The organism is Candidatus Sphingomonas phytovorans (assembly GCA_029202385.1).
Taxonomy (GTDB): Bacteria; Pseudomonadota; Alphaproteobacteria; order Sphingomonadales; family Sphingomonadaceae; genus Sphingomonas; species Sphingomonas phytovorans.
The window spans coordinates 5,429,487-5,454,146 of sequence record CP119314.1 but is presented as its reverse complement, the minus strand read 5'-3'; the positions used below and the strand labels follow the sequence as shown (position 1 = coordinate 5,454,146).

Genomic DNA, 24,660 nt, shown 5'->3' with positions numbered 1-24,660 from the left:
AAAAACGTCTGTTTTCCTTGACTTACGGGCCTGCAGCGCCTTCTGCCGGGTGAGTCCAGACTAGGCCACGCGCCATTGCGGGGGATTCGCCGGGGCCGTCAGTAATGACATAGAAACTGCCGCCAGTTCGAAGACCGGCTCTCAGTCTCCCGGCACGCCAATATAATCAGGCCCATAGACGGCATCGCGAATATCGTGATGCAATGACCCGTCGAAGGGCCTGACCTGGACGAAGAACACCACGGCCATATCGTTGGCGGGATCGACCCAGAACAGGGTCGTTTCTGCACCATCCCAGAAGAATTCGCCGACGGAGCCGCGATTCTCTGCGGCCGTGCGGGGTTGCGCCGTCCGCACGGCGACATCGAGACCGAAACCGACCGCTCCCTTCCCCGGCAGGAAGAACCGTCGGGTGATTCGCGGATCGAGTTGGTCCGTCGACATCAGCCGAATCGTCGACGGCGCGAGGATGCGTATTCCATCCAGCGTGCCGCGACCGAGCAGCATGCGGGCAAAGCGCATGTAATCGTCGAGTGTCGAGGCCAGCCCTGCCCCACCCATCGTCAAGCGGCGCGGACCGAAATTGAGGGCGCGCGTCTTCTCGTCCGGTTGCCGGACGAGCGTACCATCCGCCTGTCTCACATAGCTCGCGGCGAATCGAGCAAGGCGCTCCGGGGGCTGAGTCCAGCCGGTGTCGTGCATGCTGAGTGGATCAAGGATGGTGCGCCTGACATGCTGCTCGAACGGCTCACCCGTCAGACGCTCGACGAGCAAGGCCTGGACATCGACGCCCGCACTGTAGCTCCACTCCGCGCCGGGATCGAACAGCAGCGGCACGTGCGCCAGCTTGTCGCCCATCTCCTCGAGACTGTTGGTCAGCGCGAGCGGATTGATCTGATGGAAGATGACATCCGCGGCAGTGTCGCGCATGCCATAGGAGAAGCCGGCCGTATGCCGCATGATATCGCGGATCGTGATCGGTCGTGCCGGAGCGCGGAGGACGGGGTTGCCGCCGGCGCTCGTGCCATCGATCACCTTGGCCTCTCCAAAGGCCGGCAAGTAGCGGGCCAGCGGATCATCGAGGCCAAACTTGCCCTGTTCCCAGAGCTGCATCAGGGCAACGCCGGTCACCGGCTTGGTCATCGAGAAGATCTGGACAAGCGTGTCGCGTTTCATCGGCCGATGGGCCTCGCGATCGGCCTCTCCCGCCGCGCCGAAATAGCGTTCTACCCCCTGCTGCCAGATCAGCGCCGATGCACCCGCCGCTCGTCCCCCGGCGACCATTTGACGAAGCGCTGCATCGATCCGCATATGATCGAGGGTGAAGGCCGCTGCCCCGACGGGTTCGCGTGCCCAGGCACTCCGCGGCGTGGCCAGCCCCAGGACGATCGTCGCCAACGCGCTGCGTCGCTGCATTTCAGCTTCTCCCCTATTATGCTTGATGATAACGTTCACAAGATCGGCTTTACAAGAGAATTAGCAGACGCCGGCTTTGGTCGGGAGAGGAGTGTCGCATGATGAGTCAACTCGTCCTGATGACTGCGCAGGCGACGAGCCTGGCGGCGACCAACTACGCGGTCGACGCGCCGATGCAGCGCCCTTCCTCGCCACCAAGCTGGGCCGACGAGTTCGACGGCACGCGGATCGATCCCGACGCATGGCGATACGACACGGAGCGCAATGCGCAGGGCTGGTTCAATCACGAGCTTCAATATTATGCCGCCACCCGGCCCGAGAATGCGCGGATCGAACACGGCGCGCTGTTGATCGAGGCTCGCCACGAGACGTTACGGGCGCAGCACGACTGGGGCGGACAAGCCTATAGCTCGGCGAAGCTCGTGACCCGGACAGCGCGAGGCTATGGCTTCTACGAGGTTCGTGCGAAGCTGCCCTGCGCACGCGGCACCTGGCCCGCGATCTGGTTGCTGCCGTCTGGCGGGACATGGCCAGATGAAGGCGAGATCGACATGATGGAAATGGTCGGCTGGCAACCGGAGGTGGTTCACGCAACGCTCCATTCCGGCGCGTTCAACCATCGCCTAAGGACTCAGCGCGGCGCCGCAAAACATGTGCCGACAAGCTGTTCGGCATTTCATCGCTACCAGCTCGACTGGCGCCCGGATGCGATCACCATCGGGGTCGACGACCGCGTTTATATGCAGGTCAGGAACGACCAGGCGGGCGGCAAGGCGGCGTGGCCGTTCACCCGCCCCTATAACCTGATCCTCAACCTCGCGATCGGCGGCGACTGGGGTGGCGCGAAGGGCGTTGACGACGCCGCGCTCCCGCAACGGATGACGATCGACTATGTACGCTACTGGCGCAGGGCGCCGCAATAATGAGCACGCCCGATATCACGGTGCACCATCTGGGCCGCGAGAAGCAGCCGCTCGTCGTCATCGACAATTTCGCGCCCGACCCCGACGCACTCCGTGCTGCCGCCGTCGCCGCCCGCTTCAGCCCGGCCGAGCATTATTATCCGGGCATCCGCGCGCCGCTTCCGGCGGGATATATATCAGGGCAACAGCCGATCATCGCGACCATCGTCGCCGATGCCTTCGGCCAAACCGGCCTTGCCCAGGTGATCGACGCCAGCTTTTCGATGGTCACATCGGAACCTGCCGCCCTGTCGGTCACCCAGCGCCTGCCCCATTGCGATGCCTTCGCCGTCGAACGGATCGCGCTCCTGCATTATCTCTCGCCCGAAGGAAGCGATGGCACCGCCTTTTTCCGCCACCGGTCCACCGGATTCGAGACGGTCGACCAGGCCCGCGCGCCGATCTATTTCGATCAGCTCAGCGCCGAAATCCGTTACGGCGGGGAACCACCCCTCGCCTATGTCGCCGGAGACACTCCCCTGTTCGAGCGCACGATGCTGGTGGAGGCGCGCTACAATCGCGCGCTGATCTATCGAAGCTATCTACTGCACAGCGGCGCGATCTCGCCAGGCGCCCTGTTGTCGCCCGATCCGGCCAGCGGCCGGCTGACGATCACGGCGTTCCTGTCGATCGAACAAGAGGAGACGCGCTGATGGACGCATATCAGCCAACGCGCCGGTCGGTAGTGGCGGGACTAAGTGGAGCGGCGGTCGCCGCGGTGACGGCGGGCGCTGCGGCCCGCCCTGCCCGCTCGTCGGATCCAGATCTCGGGCCGAATGTCCTGATCGCCGATCCGTCCATGCCGCGCGCCGTCCTCCAGCAGCGGGTCGATGCCATCTTCCAGTCGATGGAACGCGCCCATTTCACCGACGCTCGCCACGCGATCCTGTTCAAACCCGGTCGATATGATGTTGACGTCAATGTCGGCTTCTTCACCCAGGTCGCCGGTCTCGGCGCGATGCCCGGCGACGTCGCGATCGACGGGCACGTCCATGCCGAAGCCGACTGGGCAAAAGGCATGGCGCTGGTGAACTTCTGGCGTGGCGTCGAGAATCTGGAGGTCCGCCCGCCCGACGGCGCCGACCGCTGGGCGGTGTCGCAGGCGGCACCGTATCGCCGGGTCCATCTGGGCGGAGACCTCGCGCTGGACGATGGCGGCTGGTCGAGCGGAGGCTTCATCGCCGACTGCCGGATCGACGGCACCATCCGCTCGGGAAGCCAGCAGCAATGGTTCACCCGCAACAGCGAGATACGGGGCTGGAATGGCGCGAACTGGAACATGATGTTCATGGGCGTCGACGGTGCCCCGGCGACGAGCTTTCCAGAACCACCCTATACGACCATCCCGGCCGTTCCCGTCATTCGAGACAAGCCCTTCCTCCACATCGACACGACTGGTGAGTGGAAGGTGTTCGCACCGGCCCTGCGGCGGGCGGCACGAGGCGTCAGTTGGGGGGACCGGAAACCCGAAGGCAGGTCCATTCCGCTGTCGCGCTTTTTCATCGCTCGTCCCGACATGCCGGCACGGCAGATCAATGCTGCCCTGGCGCTCGGGCGGAATCTGTTGCTGACGCCCGGAGTCTATCACCTCGACACGCCACTCAGGATCGATCGCGCGGACACCATCATCCTAGGGCTCGGCCTCGCGACCTTGCTGGCGGAAGGCGGCAGCAAGGCGATCGTCGTGGCGGATGTGCCGGGCGTCACGATCGCGGGACTGATGATCGATGCCGGACCGATCCTCTCCCCGGTGCTGGTGGAGATAGGCCCCAGGGGCGCCTCACACGATCACCGCGCCAATCCTACGCTTCTGTCCGACCTTTTCTTCCGCGTCGGCGGAGCGAGCACCGGCAATGCCGAGACCTGCCTGGAGATCAACAGTCACCATGTGATCGGCGATCATCTGTGGATCTGGCGTGCCGATCATGGCGACCGGGCAAGCGGCCGAGTCCATGTCGGCTGGGATGAGAGCGTCGGCAATCAGGGGCTGGTGGTGAACGGCGATGATGTGACGATGTGTGCGCTCTTCGTGGAGCATTTCCGTCGCTACAACACGCTCTGGAACGGAGAACGCGGGCGGACCTGGTTCTATCAGAACGAGCTGCCCTATGATCCGCCGAACCAGTCCGCCTACATGGCCGGCACGACGCGCGGCTGGGCCGCCTACAAGGTTGCCGACAGGGTCGACGATCATGAAGCCGTTGCGCTGGGCATCTACGCAAACTTCACCGCCGACCCCGGCATCGTCGTGGAAAGCGCGATCGAGGCGCCGCGCAAGCCGGGCGTCCGCTTCTCCAGCGTCACGACGATCTCACTCGGCGGCGGCAAGGGAACGATCGCGCATCTGGTCAACGAGGCTGGCGAGGCAGCGCGGCCCGGAGCGATCAGGCAGACGCTCGTCAGCTATCCACCCCATCCCTAACGCCGGCCGCGCACCCCGAGAACGCAGAGGCCGCCGCACAAGGTCAGTACCACCAGCGCAAGCATGACGGCGCTGAAATCATGCGGTGTCGCCAGCCACCAGGTAAGCAATGGGCCAAGCAACGATGGAAGCGTGTTCGTCAAATTGATCAGCCCCAGGTCGCGACCGCGATGCTGCGGGTCCGGCAGCAACTGCATCGAGAAAGCCGCGTGCAACGGCAGGAACACGCCGGAACCGACCGCATAGACGCCGAACGCCAGCGCACCCGTCCCCCAGTCGCGCGCGAACGCCATGCCGAGGAGGCCGATGGCAGCGACGACGGCGGCCGCGACCAGAAACGGCTTGCGACGATCAAGTCGGTCGGACAGGCGACCGGCCAGCACGGCGATCGGCAGCGGCAGGATGAACGATATCGTCAACAGATGGCCGACGCGCAACGCGAGGTCGCGATGCGGTTCGTTCGGGGTGACGCTCTCGAAATAATAGAGCAGGTACAGCGAGAGGACCACGCCGGCGATTTGCATGAAGAGCCGCGCACCCCACGCGGCGGCAAGGTCATGGCGTTGGGAAATAGCCAACCGGCCCGGCTCGATCACAATCGGAACCGGGCGTGCGCGAGCGAACAGCAGCGGCGTCACGCATACGGCGATCGCCAGCACCACGATCGCGAGTTGCGCTGCCTGGCCGAGCGTGCCGACACTCACCACGATCGCGAGCACGGCCGATGCCGACGGGTTGGCCAACGCAAGCAGGCCGCCGGTAAAACCCTTCTGGGCGTCAGGTATCTCGTCCGCCATGATTGCCGCGAGCGGCCCCAGCATCGCGTTGAGCGCAGTCTGGAAAACGATCGTCGCCACGATGATCGCGCAGGGCGTCGACGCGGCATCGATCAGTGCATAGGACATGGCCGTCGCGACCAGGCCGCCGGCCACCCACTTGCGACGCCCCTTCCCCGCCGCCACCGAGCCATCGCTGAGCCAGCCGAACAAGATGCTCGACAGGCTCGCCGCGATCGCGCCGCTGGTCACCGTCGCGGTGAACACACCAAGCCTCGCATCGCCCGCCACCGCCTCGATCTTCATCGGCAGCAACAGGCTGAGGAGCGGCAAATAGCCCATCACCCCGCCGACATGGGCGATCGCGTAGATCAGCAGGAAGCCGACCGCGCGATGGCCATCGCGCGGTCGGCCCGCAAGCGAGGAGAGCAAGGGGAAAGGCATCGGCTATCGCCGTTTATTGCGCCCGCCAACGGCGATCGGCAACACGCGCGATGCCTTCAGGTCACGGCTTCATCGTCGCCGGTTCGAGTGTCGCGGTCGAGACCATCGAGCGATCGGTCGCGTCACGCGCCAGCGCGACACGGTAGCGGCCGCCGGCGATCCGCCAGCCCGGCAGCTTCAGATCATAATCGGCGACGACACGAGGCTCCGCGGTCAAAGTCACGCGACGCGATTCCCCCGGCTTCAGTGTGACACGCTTGAACGCAGCAAGCCGCATCGGCGCATTCGATCCGTCGCGCGTGACATATATCTGCGGCACGTCCGTACCGGCGCTGCGACCGGTATTGACCACGTCGAACGAGATGCTCAGCACCTTGCCACCGGTCACGACCGGGTGGCGATACGTGAAACTGGTGTAGCTGAGCCCATGCCCGAACGCGAACAGGGGCTGCTGGCCCTTCTTCTCGTACCAGCGATACCCGACATCGGCCCCTTCGACATAATCGACCGGGAAGCTGCTGAGCCGATACTTGCCTGCGCTGGCGGGATCGGCCGCGGCCTGCGCCTCGAGCGAGGTCAGCGTATCCAGCCCGACCGGCGCCGGGCGCGGCGCCTGTGACGCAGCGGCAAGGAAGGTGATCGGCAAGCGGCCGGACGGGTTGACCCGGCCGCTCAGGATATTGGCAATCGCCTCGCCACCACGCTGCCCGGGATACCAGGCCTGGACAACCGCCGGCACGGACTGAATCCAGGGCATCAGCACAGGCCCGCCGGTTTCCAGCACCGCAATGGTCCTGGGCTGCGCCGCGGCCACGGCCGCGATCAACGCATCCTGCCCGTCCGGCAGGGAAAGGTTCGGGACATCCTGGGCCTCGGTCGTCCATTGAGTCCCGAACACGATCGCGATGTCGGCGGCACGTGCCGCCGCTGCCGCGGCGGCAGCATCCTTTCCGTCGACGAAGCTGATCTGCGCCTGCGGCATGGCGGCGCGCAGTGCGTTGAGCGGTGAGGAAGCGTGGTAGGTAAGGCGAGCGAAGGACATCGCCGCACCCGAGGTCAGCGGGATCTCGATCGGCGCCCCGCCAACCGAGCGCACCTGGCTCGACCCGCCACCGGACAGCACGCCGACATCGGCATGTCCGCCAATCAGCACAATGCGCCTGGCCGTGGCCGCGAGTGGCAACAGGCCACCCTCATTCTTGAGCAGGACGATGCCTGCCTCGGCCGCGCGCTGCGCCACATCGGCATGCTGCTCATAAGGGATCGCCTGTACCTTGTCCGGCACTGGTGAATCGTACAGGCCAGTCTCGATCAGCCCGGTTAGATAGCGCACGACCATATCGTCGAGCCGGGTCGCCGGCACCTTGCCCGATTCGACATCGACCTTGAGCCGGTCGCTGAAGAAGATCTCGCTATCCAGCTCCTGGCCCGATTCCTGGTCGAGCCCCGCATTGGCTGCCTTGGCGGTCGAATGGACTCCGCCCCAGTCGCTCATCACCCAGCCGCGATAGCCCCAGTCGCGCTTCAGCACATGGTTCAGCAGGAAATCATTCTCGCACGCCCAGTCGCCATTGACCTTGTTGTACGAGCACATGACCGACCCGGGCTTCCCCCGCTCGATCGCGATCTGGAAAGCGAGCAGGTCGCTCTGCCGCAGGCTGGCCTCGTCGATCCGCGCATCGACGACCATCCGCCCGGTCTCCTGCGCATTGAGCGCGAAATGCTTGACCGTCGAGACGATGCGGTTCGACTGAACCCCGGCGATATGAGCGCCAGCCATCTCGCCCGACAGCAGCGGATCCTCGCCCAGATATTCGAAATTGCGCCCGTTCCAGGGATCGCGTGTCAGGTTGACGCCGCCGGCGAGCAGCACGCTGAAACGCTTGGCACGTGCCTCGGCCCCGATCATGGCGCCGCCGGCATGGGCAATATCCGGGTCGAAGCTCGCCGCCGTCGCCAGGCTCGACGGCAGCGCCGTCGCGACATCGCCCTTGCGCTGCTCGACCTGGTTGGCGACGCCCAGAGAGGCATCGCTCTCGCGGATCAGCGGAACGCCGAGTCGCTGGATACCGTCGATATGGCCGGCCGAGGGGATCAGCTCATTGGCCGTCTTGCCCTTGGCCATGGGTGGGAACAACCCGTGGACAAGCCCGATCTTCTCGTCGAGGGTCATCCGGGCGACGATGCTCCGGGCACGGGCCCGCGCATCATGCGAGGGTGCGGATGCCGAGGTACGAGACGGCACCGATTGCGCGCTCGCCATTGCAGCAAGCGACACGCTGAGCAGCGCCACGGCGATACGTTTCGACATCATCTCTCTCCTCCTTTTACCGGCCCGCCGACAGGGGATCGGACCGATCCATCGTCAACATTCCGCTCACGCCTATGCGTCGATCGACCACCAACAGCACAGTTTGAGAACGTTCTCAACTGACTTGACACGAATTGTCCGACGAGTCATGAGAACGTTCTCAAATCAAACGCGAACTGAATCGCGTTACAACAAGTCGGCGTGACAACGTTGACAAAAATGGGGGAGGATCGATGCGCAGCTTCAATGCCAGCTCGCTTTCGCGGCTTTTGGTGAGTGTTTCGGCAATCGGGATTGCGGCCGTGCCATATGCGGCAGCGGCGCAGGAAGCATCGGCAGCCGGCGAATCGCGAATCCAGGCAGATGCACCGGAGGGCGATATCGTCGTCACCGGCATCCGCGCCAGCTTGCGCCAGTCGCTCGATATCAAACGGGACTCGCAGGGCGTCGTCGATGCCATCTCGGCCGAGGAGATCGGTAAATTCCCCGATACCAACCTCGCCGAATCGCTCCAGCGCATCACCGGCGTGTCGATCGACCGCTCCAACGGCGAGGGCTCGCTCGTCACCGTTCGCGGCTTCGGCCCTGAATTCAACCTGGTGACGCTCAACGGCCGCCAGATGCCGACCGCGCTGATCGGCGACGGCGGCAGCGCGCCGTCGTCACGTTCGTTCGACTTCGCCAACCTTGCCTCCGAGGGCGTCGCAGCGGTCGAGGTCTACAAGAGCGGCCGCGCGTCGATCGAATCGGGCGGCATCGGCTCGACCATCAATATCCGTACCCCGCGCCCGTTCGACCGGCCGGGCACCCGCGGCAGCCTCGCCGTCAAGGGCGTGATGGATACCTCCCAGAACGGCAAGAACGACGTCACGCCGGAAGTCTCGGGCATCTTCAGCACGACCCTGGCTGACGACCGTATCGGCTTTGCGGTCATCGGCTCCTATCAGAAGCGCAAGGCGAGCACGAACCAGGCGATCGTCGGCTGGCGTGACGGCTATCTCGGCAACGAGAACAACTGGGGCTCGCTGGCGCCGCCGGGAACGCCGCGCGCCGCGAACATCACCAACCGGCCGGGCCCGACCGACGTCTATCAGGTCCCGCAGAATGCGTCGTATGAGTTCAACAACATCAATCGCGAGCGCATCAACGGCCAGGCGGTCCTGCAATTCCGCCCGACCGATGCGCTGACCGCGACGATCGACTATACCTATTCACGCAATACCGTCGAAACCCGCAACAGCAATGTCGGCATCTGGTTCAACCATGACGACACGTCGAGTTCCTGGACCAATGGTCCAGTTGCCGGCCCGGTCTTCTATACCGAGCGCTTCGCCGCGCCGGATGCCGGCTGCGTGGCGCCGTCGACGACCTGCAACGTCGGCAAGGACCTTTCCTATAGCGGGTCGCTCACCGCCAACCGCGCGGAGAACAAGTCGCTCGGCGGCAACCTGGTGTGGAAAGCGCCGGGCGGGATGACGGTGACGCTCGATGCGCATCACTCGACCGCGGAAGTGAAGCCGACCAACAAATACGGCTCGAACATGTCGGTCGGCACGGCGATCTTCGGCGTCCAGAACCAGACGATCAACTTCGACCATGACCTGCCGGTCATCTCGTACAATATGGCCCCCGGCATCGATCCGCTCAACGCCGCGCTGGTCACGCCAACCGGCAGTGCTTTCCGCAACGCCTATTTCAGGGACGAGATCAACCAGGTCCAGTTGAGCAGCCACTATGATCATCAGGGCGGCTTCCTCGACAGCCTCGATTTCGGCGTCTCCTATGTGCAGAACAAGGTACGTTCGGCCTTCGGCACCATCCAGAACGACACCTGGGGCGGCATCGGCCCTGCGTCCTCGCTTCCCGACAACATGCTCTCGCTCGCGACGCTGCCGAACCTGTTCCCAGGCCTTGCGCAGTCGGGCATGGCCCAGAAATTCTACACCTTCAATTTCGAGCAGATGGTCGATCTGCTTGAATCGAAGTTCCAGGCGTGCAGCAAGCCGCGATCGGGTACTGCCGCTCCCGGCACCTGCCTTGCGGATTTCAATACAGACCGGCGCATCACCGAAAAGACGATCGCACCCTATCTGCAGGTAGCGACCAAGTTCGACGCGTTCGACAATCCGGCGCACATCGTCGCCGGCCTGCGCTACGAGACGACCAACGTCTCGTCCTCGGCGCTGGTGCCGGTGCCATCACGCACCCAGTGGGTGTCGGACAACGAGTTCAACGTCGTCCTCTCAGGCGACAGCACCTTCACCCAGTTCCGGGGCCAGTACCAAAACTGGCTGCCGTCGGTCGATTTCGATATCTCGCCACTTCACAACGTCAAACTGCGCGCATCGTACAGCCACACGATCACTCGCGCCGCCTATGACGTCATGCAGGGCGGGCGAACGCTGGACGGACTGTTCCGTGTCGGCGGAGGCACCGGCGCGCAAGGCAATCCGGGCCTGATCCCGTACAAGTCGAAGAATATCGATCTGTCGGCCGAGTGGTATTATGGTCGCGACAGCTATATTTCGATTGGCTACTTCCACAAGAACGTCGCGAACTTCATTTCGACCACTCGCGTCGATACCACCGCGTTCGGCCTGACCACCCCCGTGGGCGGTCCGCGCTACAATGCGGCGCTCGCTGCACTCGGGGCGAATGCGACGGCCACCCAGATCCGCCAGTATATCTTCGCCCATTACCCGCAATCGTCGAACGCGGCGCAGGGCCTGATCTACGCCCTGCCCGAGGATCCGGCGCTCAACTTCCAGATCACCACGCCGGTGAACAGCGATCAGACCGCTTCGATCCATGGCTGGGAATTCGCCGTCCAGCACAGCTTCTGGGATACCGGCTTCGGCGCGATCCTGAACTACACGATCGTCGACGGCAGCGCGAAGTACGACAACAGCAAGCCTGCCACCGTCACACAGTTCGCGCTGACCGGCCTCAGCAACAGCGCGAACGCGGTCGCGTTCTTCGACAAATACGGCATACAGGCGCGTGTCGCGTACAACTGGCGCGGCGAATTCCTGCAGGCGACGGGCCCCAACCCGACCTATACCGAGGCCTATGGCCAGGTGGACGCGAGCGCGAGCTACGAGTTCAGGAAGGGGATGAGCGTCTTCGCCGAGGCCATCAACCTGACCGGCGCAGGTCGGCGCCAGCATCAGCGGTCCGATCGCAACGTCACCCTCGTCTCGCCGGGGTTCGCCCGTTACGCGGTCGGCGTTCGAGCGGCGTTCTGATCCGGGCCCGCCGGAAGACTGTAGACGACGGAAAAGCCACCCTCCAACGAGGGTGGCTTTTCCTCTTCCCGCACGGCAAGCTGCCGGTTGTGAATGAAGGCGCGTAGCGTGGACAAGGCTGTCTCCAGCATCGTGATCGTCGGCGGCGGCACCGCCGGCTGGCTGGCGGCTTGCCTCATCGCTGCTCGCGCCAATCCGGCAACCCGGGCGCCCATTACGGTGACGCTGATCGAATCGCCGGATATTCCGACCATCGGCGTCGGCGAAGGCACCTGGCCGACGATGCGGCGGACGCTCGAACGGATCGGGATCAGCGAAGCCGAGTTCCTTGTCGCCTGCGATGCCTCGTTCAAACAGGGTTCCCGCTTCGTCGGCTGGCGCACCGGCGGCGCGGGCGACGACTATCTCCACCCCTTCGTCGCTCCGATCGACGGTGATCCGCGCGACGTGGTGGCGGCATGGCGCGACCAGGGCCCCGACCTTCGCTTCGCCGAGATGGTCACGCCCCAGGCACGTCCATGCAGGCTCGACCTGGCCCCGCGCCAAAGGACGATGCCCGACTATGCGGGCGCGCTCAACTATGCCTATCACCTCGACGCAGCGAAGCTGGCGATCTTGCTCGCCCGGCACGCGACCGAGCGGCTCGGCGTGCGCCATGTGCGAGACCACGTGGTCGGCGTCGATCGGACGGAGGACGGGGATATCGCGGCGGTCCATACGCGCACCTCGGACGACATCGCGGGCGACCTGTTCATCGATTGCACCGGACACGCCGCGCTACTGATCGGCGAGCAATATGGCGTCGATTTCCTCGATCGAAGCCGCGAGCTGTTCAATGATCGAGCGCTGGCGGTGCAAGTGCCGGTCGCGCCCGACAGCCCGATCGCATCGCAGACCAATGCCACCGCGCACGGCGCCGGTTGGATATGGGATATCGGCCTGCCGACCCGGCGCGGCGTCGGCTGCGTCTACTCCTCGCGGCATGCGAGCGACGAGGCGGCCGAAGCGACCCTCGCCGCCTATCTGCGCCACGCCCTGCCTGGAGCCGATACCCAGGGCCTCTCGTTCCGCCGCCTGACGTTCCGCTCGGGCCATCGCGAACGTTTCTGGGAACGCAACTGCCTAGCGATCGGGCTGTCGGCGGGCTTCCTCGAACCGCTCGAAGCATCGGCGATCGTGCTGGTCGAGCTGTCGCTTGAGGCGCTGCTCGACAATTTCCCTGCGACCCGCGAAGTGATGGACATCCATGCGGGTCGCTTCAACACATTGTTCCGCTATCGCTGGGACCGGATCGTCGAGTTCCTCAAGCTCCATTATGTGCTGAGCGAGCGTGACGAACCCTATTGGCGCGACCATCGCGATCCCGCATCGATTCCGCCGCGGCTGGCCGAACTGCTGCGCCTCTGGCGCGACCAGCCGCCATCGCGCGCCGACCTGCCGTCGGCAGAGGAGATCTTCCCGGCGGCGAGCTATCAATATGTACTTTACGGCATGGGCTTCCCTGCCCCGCCCATCGGCCAGATCCGGGGCGCGCCCGGAGATGGCGTGACGCACCAGCTTCGCCAGGTGGAGCAGCGGGCGCGCGTGCTCGCCGCCAGCCTGCCCACCAACCGCGCCTATCTCGATGCACTCCGCGCGCATCCGGATATGGCGCCATCCATGGAAAACACTCGCTGATATGTCCGAACACGCGCTTCTCACCACCGAAGATCATCGCGAGCTACGTGTACGCACCGGGCGCGATGCCGAACTGGGCGATGCAGTGATGTGCAGCATCGCAGTGCCGGGCGAGTTCCGCCGGGTGCAGGACGAATATCCGATCCTGTTCCGCCTCAACGACGAGCGCGACCGCTTCACCGCGCTGGCGATGTTCGGGTTCGAGACAGGCGAGAACCTGTTCCTCGACAACGGCAACTGGGACGCGCGCTACCTGCCGCTGGCAGTCGACATCCAGCCCTTCCTGATCGGCGGGTCGCCGTCCGGGCACGGCGACAAGCAGGTGCATATCGACCTCGCCAGCCCGCGCATTGGCGCGGACGGTGTTCGATTGTTCGACGAGGACGGGCGGCCGAGCCCCTATCTTGAATCGATCAGCGAAAAACTGGGCGCGCTTGATGAAGGCTATCAGGCGTCCGAAAGCTTTTTCTCTGCGCTTGAGCGCCACAAGCTGCTCGAACCGCTGACGCTGGAGATCACGCTCGACGACGGATCGACCAATCGCCTGGTCGGTTTCCACGGTATCGACGAGGATCGGCTGCGCGAGCTCGACGCAACCACATTGGGCGAGTTGCACGCCGACGATCATCTGATGCCGATCTTCATGGCGATTGCCTCGCTCGGCCGATTGAGCGAACTGATCGCGCGCAAGAACCGCCGGATCGGGCATGGCTGAAGCCGATCCCGCGATCTTCGAAGCGCTGGCGACCGTGCCCGAAGTCACGGTCGCCGACACGGCGGCGCTGGACTCGCTGCTACGCGACGCCGATCGTCCTTTCCTGGTGCGGGGGCTGGTCGCTGATTGGCCGCTGGTGCAGGCCGGCCGGCGATCGAGCAGGGACGCGCGTGCCTATCTGCTTGGCCGGCACCGCGACGTTCCCTTCACGGTATCGGTGGGTTCCCCGGCATCGGGGGGGCGACTATTCTACGACGAGGCGATGGGGATGAACTTCCATACCCTGCGCGCCCGATTGCCCGAGATTTTTGCAAAGATGGAGGCCAACGAAGGCCGTACCGACGCGCCGCCGATCTATCTCGGCTCGGTTGACGTTCATCAGTTCTTTAGCGGCCTGCACGAGGAGAATCATGTCGATCTCGGCGACCGCTCGCCGATCGCCAGCATCTGGATCGGTACACCTACGCGGATCGCGGCGCATAATGACCTTCCGCACAACCTCGCTTGTGTCGCAGTCGGCCGGCGGCGCTTCACGCTCTTCCCGCGCGAGCAGTTCCGCAACCTCTATCTCGGCCCGATCGACAATACGCCCGCCGGCCGTGCGATCAGCATGGTCGATTTCCACGCCCCCGATTTCGATCGTTTCCCCCGTTTCCGCGAAGCACTGCCCCACGCCCAGGTCGCCGAGCTCGACGCGGGCGACGCTCTCTACATCCCGGCGCTGTGGTGGCATCATGTCGAGGGGCTCGAGCCGTTCAACGTGCTGGTCAATTACTGGTGGCGCGAAACGCCGCGCTGGCTCGGCCAGCCGCAGGATGCGCTCAACCATGCAATGATGTCGATCCGCGACCTGCCCGACGACCAGAAGGTCTATTGGCGCGACCTGTTCGACTATTATGTGTTCGGCAGTGCCGACGACGTCGCCGCGCATATTCCCGAAGAAGGGCGCAGTATCCTCGCCCCGTTGACCCCCGAAAGCGCCGGCCGTATCCGCGCCTTCCTGCTGAGGCAATTAAGCCAATGACCGATGGCATCCCGCACCCACGACGTATCGTCATCGCCGGCGGCGGCACCGCCGGCTGGATGGCTGCCGCGGCCATTGCACGTACCCTGGGGCGGACAGCCGATCTGACCCTGGTCGAATCCGATGCGATCGGCACGATCGGCGTCGGCGAATCCACCATCCCGCCGCTCGTCGTCTACAATCGCCTGCTCGGTATCAACGAAGCCGAGTTCATGCGGGCAACCCAGGCGACCTTCAAGCTGGGCATCTTGTTCGACGACTGGAAGCAGGTCGGCGATCGCTATTTCCATTCGTTCGGGGCGACCGGCAAGGACCACTGGTCTGCCGGCTTCCAGCATTTCTGGTTGTACGGACGCACCAGGGGGCATGACCAATCCTATGACGACTATTGCCTTGAGCTGATCGCAGCGCTTCAGGGCAAGTTCGCGCATCTCCCGGACGACGGGATGAACTACGCCTACCAGCTCGATTCCACCCTCTATGCGAAGTTCCTCCGCACCATGGCCGAGGGCGACGGCACGAAGCGCGTCGAGGGCAAGATCGCTCGGGTCGATCTCGACGGCGAGAGCGGGAATATCGCGGCACTGGTGCTTGAATCGGGCATGCGCATCGAAGGCGACCTGTTTCTCGATTGCACGGGTTTTCGCGCGGTGCTGATCGAGCAGGCGTTGCACGCGGGCTTCGACGACTGGACTCACTACCTGCCGTGCGACAGCGCCATCGCGCTCCAGACCGAAAATGTCCGCCCGCCTGTGCCCTATACGCGCGCGATGGCGCACGACGCGGGCTGGCAATGGCGCATCCCGCTCCAGCATCGCAGCGGCAACGGCCTCGTCTATTGCAGCCGCTATCTCTCGCACGACGATGCGCTCGAACGGCTGCTCGGCAATGTCGAGGGCGAGGTGCTGACGGAGCCCAATTTCCTCCGCTTCACCACCGGTTCCAGGCGGCGCCAATGGTACCGCAACTGCATCGCCATCGGCCTGTCGGGCGGCTTCATGGAGCCGCTCGAATCGACCAGCATCCACCTGATCCAGCGTGCCGTACTGCGGCTGATCCGGATGATGCCAATGGGGGATATCAGCGCCCGCGACGTGGCCGAATTCAACGACCAGCAGGACGAGGATACGCGGCAGATCCGCGATTTCCTGATCCTGCACTACAAGGCTACCGAGCGCCGCGACAGCCCCTTCTGGCGCCAGTGCGCGGCGATGCCGATCCCCGACACCCTCGCCCAGAAGATCGAGCTTTTCCGCGAGACCGGCCGCGTCTTCCGCAAGAATGAGGAGCTGTTCGCCGAGAACAGCTGGGTTCAGGTGATGATGGGTCAGGGCATCACGCCCCGGACCTATCATCCGATCGCCGAGAAGCTGCGCGACGACGAGGTCGACAAGCTGCTCGGCACGATCCGCGACAATGTGTCCCGCACCGTCGCGTCGCTGCCTCAGCACGGTGCCTATGTCGCCCGCTATTGCGCCGCGGCGACTCCGACGACACGGGGCTGAGCAGGATGGCACGGCGACGGCAGGCCGTCACGATCAAGCACGTTGCGGCCGATGCCGGCGTTTCGCTGCAGACGGTCAGCCGGGTGATCAACAAGGAACCCAACGTCCGGCCCGAGATGACGCTCCGGGTACAGGCCTCGATCGACAAGCTCGGCTATGTGCCCTCAATCGCTGCGCAAAGGATGAGCGGGTCGCGTTCCTATCTCATCCTCGCCCTCAACGACCGCGAGCGCACCATCGCCGACTGGCGGAAGCGCGAGGGCACAGACTGGGTCGATCAGATGCTGCTCGGCGGCATGCTCACCTGCGCCGAATATGGCTATCGCATGATCGTCGAACTGGTCGATACGCATAGCGACCATATCGAGCGCGAGCTGCTCGGCGCGATCGCCGCGCTTCAACCCGATGGCGTGATCCTGACGCCACCCCATTCGCAGAACCCCCTCATCACCAATCTTCTCGACGCACAGAAGATCAGCTTCGCCCGGATCGGCTCACTGACGGAGGGACCGGGCTTCGCCCTGACGATGGACGACGAGCGCGCCGCACGCATGGCAACCGAGCATCTGATCGGGCTTGGCCACCGCCGGATCGGCTTCATCGCCGGTTCGCTCGAATATGAACTCAGTGCCTGGCGCGTCCATGGCTGGCGTGCTGCGATGGAAGAGGCAGGCCTGGAAACCGCCGACCTGCTCGCCGAAGGCGATTTCAGCTACGTCTCGGGCAGGAGCGCGGCAATCCGCCTGTTCGATCTGGGCATTCCGCCCACCGCGATCATCGCAAGCAACGATCAGATGGCGCTGGCGACGCTCGAAACGGGTCGCGAGCGCGGCATCGATGTGCCGCGCGACCTGTCGCTGGTGAGCTTCGACGATACACCGATCGTTCGCTTCACGCACCCACCGCTGACCGCTGTGGTGCAGCCCATCGCCGACGTCGTCGCGCGAGCCGTCGAACTGATCATCGCTGACCAGGCCGGGCGCGATGTTCCCGATATGCCGGTCGCGGTCCCGGCGACGCTGGTGCTGCGCAGCTCCACGGCACCGCCCCGGCACGGCTGATCGACTATATGGCACGCCCCCGCATCGGGATCGCAATCCGACGATCCGAACCCGGAGACGGCCAGGGACAGGAGCATGACGCGTGAACCAGCAACGGTCGCGGCGGCAACGAAACGCCGCCACCATCAAGGATGTCGCCCGCAAGGCCGGCGTATCCCCGATGACGGTATCCCGGGTGCTCAACGCGAAACATAATGTACACCCGACGACCCGCGAGGCGGTCAACGCCGCGATCACGGCGCTCAGCTACACTCCCAATGCCGCAGCGCGCAGCCTCTCCGGTGCCGCACCGGTGCGGATCGGCCTGCTCTACAGCAACCCCAGCGCCGCCTATCTCAGCGAGTTCCTCGTCGGCAGCCTCGACTATGCCAGCCGCGCCAACATCCAGATCATCGTCGAAAAATGCGATGGGCCCGAACAGGCGCAGGAAGCCGCCACCCGCCTGCTGCGCGGCGGCGTCGAAGGGATCGTGCTGCCACCGCCCCTGTGCGATTCGTTGACCCTGCTCGAGGCCCTGCGCGAGGCCAATGGCCTGGCCGTCACCGTCGCCAGCGGCCATCCCGCCCCGGGCTTCTCCGCCGTCAGCATCGACGATCACCGCGCCGCCTTCGAGATGACCCGACACATCGCCGCGCTCGGCCACCAGCGCATCGGCTTCATCATCGGCAATCCCGACCAGACCGCCAGCGAACGCCGCCTCGCCGGATATCGCGACGCGCTCGACGCGGTCGGCCTGCCCTATGACGCCGACCTCGTCGCCCAAGGGCTGTTCACCTATCGCTCCGGCCTCGACGTCGCCGAGCAGCTGCTCGACCTTGCCAACCCGCCTTCCGCCATCTTCGCCAGCAACGACGACATGGCCGCCGCCACCGTCGCCGTCGCCCACCGGCACGGCCTCGACGTCCCCAACGACCTCACCGTCTGCGGCTTCGACGACACCGCCCTCGCCACCACCATCTGGCCCGAACTCACCACCATCCACCAGCCCATCACCGACATGTCCCTCGCCGCCGTCGACCTGTTGATGAAGGAGATCCTCGATCGTCGCGCCGGGCACCGTCAGGCAGCGCGACACCTCCAGCTTGGCTTCCGGCTGGTGCGGCGACAATCCGATGCAGCGCCCCGCCGGCGGCCACTGGCGACCACTCTTCGCCTTGCCTGATGAAGCCGCAGGCAAAGCCGCGCGGGCGACAGACCGATCGCGCGACGATTACGCCGCGCGTCAACCCTTCTCGCGAGAACCCCGGATCCAGGTCGCCAGCGTCCGCCCGCTCGAATCGAGGGTTACCAGGTCGGCACTCCAGCCTGGAGCAATGCGACCATGGCTGCCTTCCAGCCGAAGGAAACATGCCGGGTGGCGGCCAGCCATGTTCAGTGCCCGTGCCTGCGATACGCCCAGCATGGTTTCCGCGTTGCGCACCGCCTGCGCCATGTCGAGGTCCGACCCGGCGAGCGTGCCGTCCTCGTTGACGCAGACACCGTCGACCACGTCGACCCGGTGCCCCTGCAGCATGAAGCTCTTCTCGCTCTGCCCGACGCTCGGCATCGCATCGGTGACGAGCATGATGCGATCGCCCTTGGCATTCAGCGCCACGCGCATCGTCGCTGGATGGACGTGCCGCCCGTCCACGATCAGCCCGCACCAGCTGCCCCGATCCTCAAGTGCGGCGCCGACGGCGCCAGGCTCTCGCGATGCAAGCGGGGACATCGCGTTGAACAGGTGGGTGAAACCGGTCATCCCGACGTCCAGAGCGCCCCGGATGGCCTCGTAGCTGCCATCGGTATGGCCGGCGGCGACGATCACGCCGGCGGCGACAAGCCGCGCAACCATCGCCGCACTGGTCTTTTCGGGCGCCAGGGTGACGAGCGTGCGACCGCGCTTCAAACCAATGACGGCCGCATAGCCTTCATCGTCGAGCGTGATGATCTTGTCGGGATCGTGGATGCCCTTGCGATCGATATTGAGGAACGGCCCTTCGATGTGAATGCCGAGAACGCCGGGAACGCCTCGTTCGATCGCCTCGTCCACGGCCGCGATACCCGCCCGTACCGTTGCCAGGTCGTCACTGATCAGTGTGGGCAGGAACCCGGTCGTGCCGAATCGGCGATGCGCCGCGCCGATGGTCGCAATGGTTTCGACCGTCGGCGCGTCGTTGAACAGCACGCCGCCGCCGCCATTGACCTGGGTATCGATGAATCCCGGCGCCAGGATCGCGCCCTTCAGGTCGAGTCGTCCGGCCGACGAAGGGATTTCCGCCTCAGGCAGGACGGCGGCGATGGTCGTGCCGTCGAGGATCACGGCCATGCCATCGACCAGCGCGTCGTCAAGCAACGTGCGGCAGTTGAAGAGTGCGGTTGGCATCAGACGGTTTCGGTCACTTTGCGCAGGTGGGGCGGCGAATCGGGATCGAACCCCCGCCGCACGGATAGCGCGTTGACCGCGCGGTAGAAGGACTGGATCTGCAACATCGGCTGGATCGCGGACGATGCGTCGATCGTCGGCAACGTCACCGCACCGGGAATCGCACTGCCGGCGCAATAGACGACGCCCCCCTGCCCCAGTGCCTCGCTGACCAGCGAATCGACACCTGCGGCCGTTTCATCGTCCTGGCGAAACACGAGGACCGGGAAATCCGGCCCGATCAGGGCCATCGGCCCGTGCCTCACCTCGGCCGCGCTGAATGCCTCGGCATGAAGACCGCAGGTTTCCTTGAACTTCAACGCAGCTTCCTGTGCGACTCCCAGACCGAGGCCGCGCCCGATGACATATAGCCCGCGCGCATTGGCAAGCCCCTCAACCAGAGGACTCCAGTCCACCTCCCAGGATCGGGCGAGCAGCGCCGGCGCTTCGTCCAGCGCGACGGACAGCGCCTCATCCTGCGCCCAGGCAGCGACCAGGCCAAGGATCGCCGCCAGGGAAGCGATATAGCTCTTCGTCGCGGCGACGCTCTTCTCCGCGCCGGCACGAAGCGGGAGGGTCGAATCGGCCATGTCGGCCAGCGGCGACTCGGCATCGTTGACCATCGCGGCAAGATACGCGCCGCCCGCCCGGCCCGCCTGGACCACGCTCAGCAGATCCGGACTGCGGCCCGACTGCGAGATTGCCAGCAGCAGCGTGTCGTCGAGCCGTGCGGCAGCGTGATAGACCGAGGCAACCGACGGTGCGGCTGAACTCACCGGTACGCCGATCACGGTTTCGATCAGATATTTGGCGAACGTCGCTGCATGATCCGAGGAGCCGCGAGCACAGGTCGACACGGCACGCGGCGGTGCATCGCGCAATCGCACGGCAAGCGACTCGACCAGGGCTCGGTTCGCGGTGCGCTGACGCGCGATGACGTCTGCGGCTTCCGCGGCCTCGGCGAACATCAGCGTGGATTCGGGGGCAATGCTCATGCGAGCGCGTTCAATTCTGCAACGAAATCATATGTATCGCCACGATACCAGCTATGAGTCATCTCGATCGCGCGTCCGTCTTCCAGAAAGCCCCGGCGTTCGATGAACAGCCCGGGTGCACCAGCCTCGATGTCGAGCAGTTTCGCTTGCTCCTTATCGAACAGCACCGCCCGCAGGCGCTGCAACGCGCGCACCGGTCGATGGCCGGCAGCGTCCAACGCTTCGTAGAGCGACGCGCCGACCGCCTCCAGCCCCGGCAGGCCGAACCCGGGGATCGTCGAATATTCGAGCGCCATGGGCTGGTCGTCGGCGTACCGGATGCGGTGAAAGCGAAACACGCGTGAGCCGGGGCTAAGGCCCAGGGTCAGCGATTCGTCCGGGTTCACCGAGCTCTCGATCTGGGTGATCCATTCGCTGCGCGCGGTACGACCCCGCGCGGCCATGTCCTCGGTAAAGGAGGTAAGCTTCGAGAACTGCTTTTCGACCCGTCCACCCACGAACGTGCCGGCGCCCTGCCGCCGGGTCAGCATGCCATCGGCCACCAACCCGTCTACCGCCTTGCGCACCGTAATGCGCGAGATACCGAACTCCTTGGCGATATCGCGCTCGGGCGGCAGCGCCTCTTGCGGGCGCAACGCACCTCCCTCGATTCCGCGCCGCAACGCATCCTGCATCTGTTGATAGAGCGGGGCGCGCGCATTGCCGTCGAGCATACCGATCTTGTCGGTCAGGTTGGTCATCCGTGCATCCCTGTTCTCAGCGCCGACCGGAGCCGGCACGACCTCTATAAGACCAATCAAATACCATTTTCCACAAGAAAATTGCACCAACTCGACTGGACTTGCAAAAAACCCGCTTGACGCTGCGATTGGTATGACACATGTTTCACAAATTGGTATGTGATTGGTCATCAACTGACAGGCCAACAGAAATAAAATGGGGAGAACGGCAATGACCGCAATACGACTTCTGGCTGCATCCGTGAGTTCGTTGGCATTGGCCGCCACTGCGCACGCGCAGAGCACCAATGCTCCCAGCAACACAGCGCCGTCGGGTGCAACCCAGACAGCGCAGAACGATCCGGGCAGCGAGGCTGACATCATCGTCACCGGCATTCGCGGATCGATCCAGGCATCGATCACCGCCAAGCGCGACTCGAGCGTCATTTCCGACGTCCTCACCGCCGAAGACATCGGCAAATTCCCCGACAAGAACGTCGCCGAGGCGCTGCAGCGCATTCCCGGCATCGTCATCAACCGCGAGTTCGGCGAAGGCGAGCGCGTGTCGCTTCGCGGCACCGCGCCGAACCTGACCAAAACGCTGGTCAACGGCCATTCGATCGCCACCGCCGACTGGTTCATTCTCGACCAGGTCGCCTCGACGCGCAGCTTCAACTATCTGACGCTGCCTGCGGAGATCGTCGGCCAGCTCGAAGTGTACAAGAGCCCGCAGGCGGATGTGGAGGAAGGCGGCGTCGGCGGGACGATCAACGTCCACACGCGCAATCCTCTCGACCTGAAGCCGCTCACCCTGTCGGCATCGGTACAGGGCGTCTATTCCGACCGGTCGGGGAAATTCGATCCCCAGATTTCCGGCCTTGTGAGCTGGAAGAATGCCGACGAGACGTTCGGCATCCTGATCGGCGGCATCTACCAGAAGCGGCAGACACGGCGCGACGGTATCGAGGTCTTCGGCTACGCCCCCTTCGCGGTCAACGGCGGGACGGCGAACGTGCCGACACTCATCGGCTCGACTATCTTCAAGCAGGATCGCGAACGCTACGGCGGCAATATCGGCGTGCAGTTCCGTCCGTCGGACACGCTGGAGATCAATGTCACCGGTCTCTATTCTCGTTTCGGCGCGAACAATTTCAACCAGAACTACATCGCCTGGGCCGAGCGGGCGCTCGGCACCGGGGGAACGATCACCAACGCGACCGTCCAGAACGGCCTCGCGGTCGCCGGCACCGTCACGTCGACCAACAACGCCGCCAGCGGCGCGCGCGCCATGGTCTTCGACGCGATCGACCGCAAGGCGTTCGCTGAAACCTATTCGGCCGATCTCGACTTGATCTACAAACCCACCGAGCAGCTGACCGTCCACCTCAAGGCAGGGTGGACCAAGGCGACCGGCGCAACCTCGAACGAGAACTTCCTCGAGACCGCGTCCACCGGCTCGTTCAGCTACGATCTGCGCGGCAAGGCCCCTCAGGTGACTTTCACCTCGCCCAATCCGACCTCGCCGGCGAATGCGCTCATCGATTTCGCGCGCATCCAGTCAGTGACCAACGACGACAAGGAAAAATACGCCTATCTCGATCTGGAACAGCAGGTCGACTGGGGCCCGATGAGCGCGCTGAAGGTCGGCGTGAAATATACCGATCACGACCGTTCGGCCCTTCGTCTCGCCACCAATGGCGGCGTGCTGACACCAGGGCTGGTCTGTGGCGGTGCGCCGTGCACCGCCGCCAGTTTTGCGAGCGGCCAGGGGACGCCTGACGATTTCCTCGACAATATCGCGGCCCCGGGAACCCTGAAGAACTACTGGACCGTGGATCCGACCCGCCTTGCCCAGATCTATGGATCGCAGGCGGCGGCGTTGACCGCGAAGTTCATCGTCCCCGGCAACACCTATTCGATCAACGAAAAGACCTATGGCGGCTATGCCATGGCCAAGTTCGGCGGCGATGGCTGGCGCGGCAATGTCGGCGTCCGGGTGGTCAAGACCGACCAGATATCGACCGGCAGCCTGATCGGCGGCGCGAATCCGCAGTTCACCAATCCGTTTGGCGGCTTCACGCCGATCACGTCGAGTCGATCCTATACCGATGTGCTGCCAAGCGCGAACCTGTCGATCGATCTCTCGCGCAAGGTCGTGCTGCGCTTCGCCGCGGGCAAGACGGTCACGCGGCCCGACTTTGTCGATATCACACCGGGCATCGACCTCAATGGCACGCTGCTGACCGGGCAGGGCGGCGATCCCAACCTGCAGCCTTACCGCGCCAACCAGTATGACGTGTCGCTCGAATGGTATCCGGATGCCGAAACGATCGTGGCACTGGCTGCATTCTACAAGGACATCCAGTCGTACATCGTCAACCGGACGTCGACGGAAATCCTGCCAGGACAGTTCGTTCCCGGCACCCAGCCTGCTTCCTGCACGCTTGCGCCAGGCAGCAATCCGAACCTGTTCAATTGCCCATACCAGATCAACCGCCGGTCCAACGGCACCGGCGGCCGGAACCAGGGCTTCGAATTCCAGGTTTCGCGGCCGATCTGGGGCGGCTTCGGCGCGATCGCCAACTATACCTACTCGGACGCAAAGGCGAGCAACGGCGACCAGATCCCCGGAAACAGCAAGCATTCGGTGAATCTGACTGGTTATTACGAGAATGATCTGCTCAGCGCCCGGGTCTCGTACAGCTATCGGTCGGCCTTCTTCATCGACATCGATCGTGCGGCACCGCTCAACCAGGCCGCGCTGTCCTCGCTCGATGCGTCGCTCGGTATCAACGTGACCAAGAATGTCACGCTGACGGCTGATGCGGTGAACCTGACCAACAAGAAGATCGTGCAATATTCGGGCACGCGCGACCGCGTGCGGGCGATCTACGACAACGGACGTCAGTTCTACGTTGGCGCGCGCTTCAAGTTCTGATCTGAATAGGCGGGCCGGCCATGCCGGCCCGCTATCCTAGGTTCGTAAA

At 64.6% G+C, this 24,660-nt stretch carries 17 protein-coding genes; 11 read left to right on the top strand and 6 right to left on the bottom strand.

Annotation, left to right across the window (positions count from 1 at the left end):
- Nucleotides 1–141 precede the first annotated feature (141 nt).
- Nucleotides 142–1,416 carry a serine hydrolase gene (locus P0Y59_25080; protein ID WEK00126.1) on the bottom strand — a complete coding sequence of 425 codons (1,275 nt, stop codon included), beginning with the start codon at nucleotides 1,414–1,416 and terminating at the stop codon, nucleotides 142–144.
- A gap of 101 nt (nucleotides 1,417–1,517) precedes the next feature.
- Between P0Y59_25080 and P0Y59_25075 the strand changes: the two genes are divergently transcribed.
- Genes P0Y59_25075 through P0Y59_25065 form a run of 3 tightly spaced genes read left to right on the top strand, consistent with a single transcriptional unit; the run spans nucleotide 1,518 to nucleotide 4,800 of the window.
- Nucleotides 1,518–2,339 (top strand): glycoside hydrolase family 16 protein, encoded by an 822-nt coding sequence (locus tag P0Y59_25075; GenBank protein ID WEK00125.1) that lies wholly within the window; start codon nucleotides 1,518–1,520, stop codon nucleotides 2,337–2,339.
- Nucleotides 2,339–3,031 (top strand): DUF6445 family protein, encoded by a 693-nt coding sequence (locus P0Y59_25070; protein ID WEK00124.1) that lies wholly within the window; start codon nucleotides 2,339–2,341, stop codon nucleotides 3,029–3,031. Before P0Y59_25075 ends, P0Y59_25070 begins: the two co-directional genes overlap by 1 nt.
- Nucleotides 3,031–4,800 (top strand): adenylyl cyclase, encoded by a 1,770-nt coding sequence (locus P0Y59_25065; protein ID WEK00123.1) that lies wholly within the window; start codon nucleotides 3,031–3,033, stop codon nucleotides 4,798–4,800. Before P0Y59_25070 ends, P0Y59_25065 begins: the two co-directional genes overlap by 1 nt.
- Here the strand turns inward: P0Y59_25065 and P0Y59_25060 are convergent.
- Nucleotides 4,797–6,020, bottom strand: coding sequence for an MFS transporter (locus P0Y59_25060; GenBank protein WEK00122.1), 1,224 nt, complete (start codon nucleotides 6,018–6,020; stop codon nucleotides 4,797–4,799). The two genes, P0Y59_25065 and P0Y59_25060, sit on opposite strands and share 4 nt — an antisense overlap.
- A 61-nt stretch (nucleotides 6,021–6,081) precedes the next feature.
- On the bottom strand, nucleotides 6,082–8,331 hold the full coding sequence (locus tag P0Y59_25055) for a beta-glucosidase (protein ID WEK00121.1): 2,250 nt from the start codon (nucleotides 8,329–8,331) through the stop codon (nucleotides 6,082–6,084).
- Between the two features lie 233 nt (nucleotides 8,332–8,564).
- Here P0Y59_25055 and P0Y59_25050 point away from each other — a divergent pair, with 233 nt between their 5' ends.
- The 7 genes from P0Y59_25050 to P0Y59_25020 all read left to right on the top strand — a co-directional run bounded on the left by P0Y59_25050 (nucleotide 8,565) and on the right by P0Y59_25020 (nucleotide 18,720).
- Nucleotides 8,565–11,576: a TonB-dependent receptor gene (locus P0Y59_25050; protein WEK00120.1), complete on the top strand. Its 3,012-nt coding sequence runs from the start codon at nucleotides 8,565–8,567 to the stop codon at nucleotides 11,574–11,576.
- Nucleotides 11,577–11,669: 93 nt separating this feature from the next.
- Complete coding sequence (locus P0Y59_25045) at nucleotides 11,670–13,253, top strand: tryptophan 7-halogenase (protein WEK00119.1); 1,584 nt, start codon at nucleotides 11,670–11,672, stop codon at nucleotides 13,251–13,253.
- Between the two features lies 1 nt (nucleotide 13,254).
- A complete protein-coding gene (locus P0Y59_25040; protein WEK00118.1) occupies nucleotides 13,255–13,968 on the top strand; it encodes a SapC family protein in 714 nt (237 codons plus the stop codon).
- Entirely contained in the window at nucleotides 13,961–14,992 is a 1,032-nt protein-coding gene (locus tag P0Y59_25035) for a cupin-like domain-containing protein (GenBank protein ID WEK00117.1), read from the top strand. The genes P0Y59_25040 and P0Y59_25035 overlap by 8 nt, the downstream gene beginning before the upstream one ends.
- Nucleotides 14,989–16,497 (top strand): tryptophan 7-halogenase, encoded by a 1,509-nt coding sequence (locus tag P0Y59_25030; protein WEK00116.1) that lies wholly within the window; start codon nucleotides 14,989–14,991, stop codon nucleotides 16,495–16,497. Before P0Y59_25035 ends, P0Y59_25030 begins: the two co-directional genes overlap by 4 nt.
- Before the next feature lie 5 nt (nucleotides 16,498–16,502).
- Entirely contained in the window at nucleotides 16,503–17,558 is a 1,056-nt protein-coding gene (locus P0Y59_25025; protein WEK00115.1) for a LacI family DNA-binding transcriptional regulator, read from the top strand.
- Between the two features lie 82 nt (nucleotides 17,559–17,640).
- Nucleotides 17,641–18,720: a LacI family DNA-binding transcriptional regulator gene (locus P0Y59_25020; protein WEK00114.1), complete on the top strand. Its 1,080-nt coding sequence runs from the start codon at nucleotides 17,641–17,643 to the stop codon at nucleotides 18,718–18,720.
- A 60-nt stretch (nucleotides 18,721–18,780) separates the two neighbouring features.
- On the opposite strand, the gene nagA is transcribed toward P0Y59_25020, so the two are convergent.
- Genes nagA through P0Y59_25005 form a run of 3 tightly spaced genes read right to left on the bottom strand, consistent with a single transcriptional unit; the run spans nucleotide 18,781 to nucleotide 21,694 of the window.
- Nucleotides 18,781–19,920: an N-acetylglucosamine-6-phosphate deacetylase gene (nagA, locus tag P0Y59_25015; GenBank protein WEK00113.1), complete on the bottom strand. Its 1,140-nt coding sequence runs from the start codon at nucleotides 19,918–19,920 to the stop codon at nucleotides 18,781–18,783.
- Entirely contained in the window at nucleotides 19,920–20,954 is a 1,035-nt protein-coding gene (locus P0Y59_25010) for an SIS domain-containing protein (protein ID WEK00112.1), read from the bottom strand. The genes nagA and P0Y59_25010 overlap by 1 nt, the downstream gene beginning before the upstream one ends.
- Nucleotides 20,951–21,694 (bottom strand): GntR family transcriptional regulator, encoded by a 744-nt coding sequence (locus P0Y59_25005; protein ID WEK02680.1) that lies wholly within the window; start codon nucleotides 21,692–21,694, stop codon nucleotides 20,951–20,953. The genes P0Y59_25010 and P0Y59_25005 overlap by 4 nt, the downstream gene beginning before the upstream one ends.
- A 256-nt stretch (nucleotides 21,695–21,950) precedes the next feature.
- Here P0Y59_25005 and P0Y59_25000 point away from each other — a divergent pair, with 256 nt between their 5' ends.
- Complete coding sequence (locus P0Y59_25000; protein ID WEK00111.1) at nucleotides 21,951–24,611, top strand: TonB-dependent receptor; 2,661 nt, start codon at nucleotides 21,951–21,953, stop codon at nucleotides 24,609–24,611.
- Nucleotides 24,612–24,660: the final 49 nt, after the last annotated feature.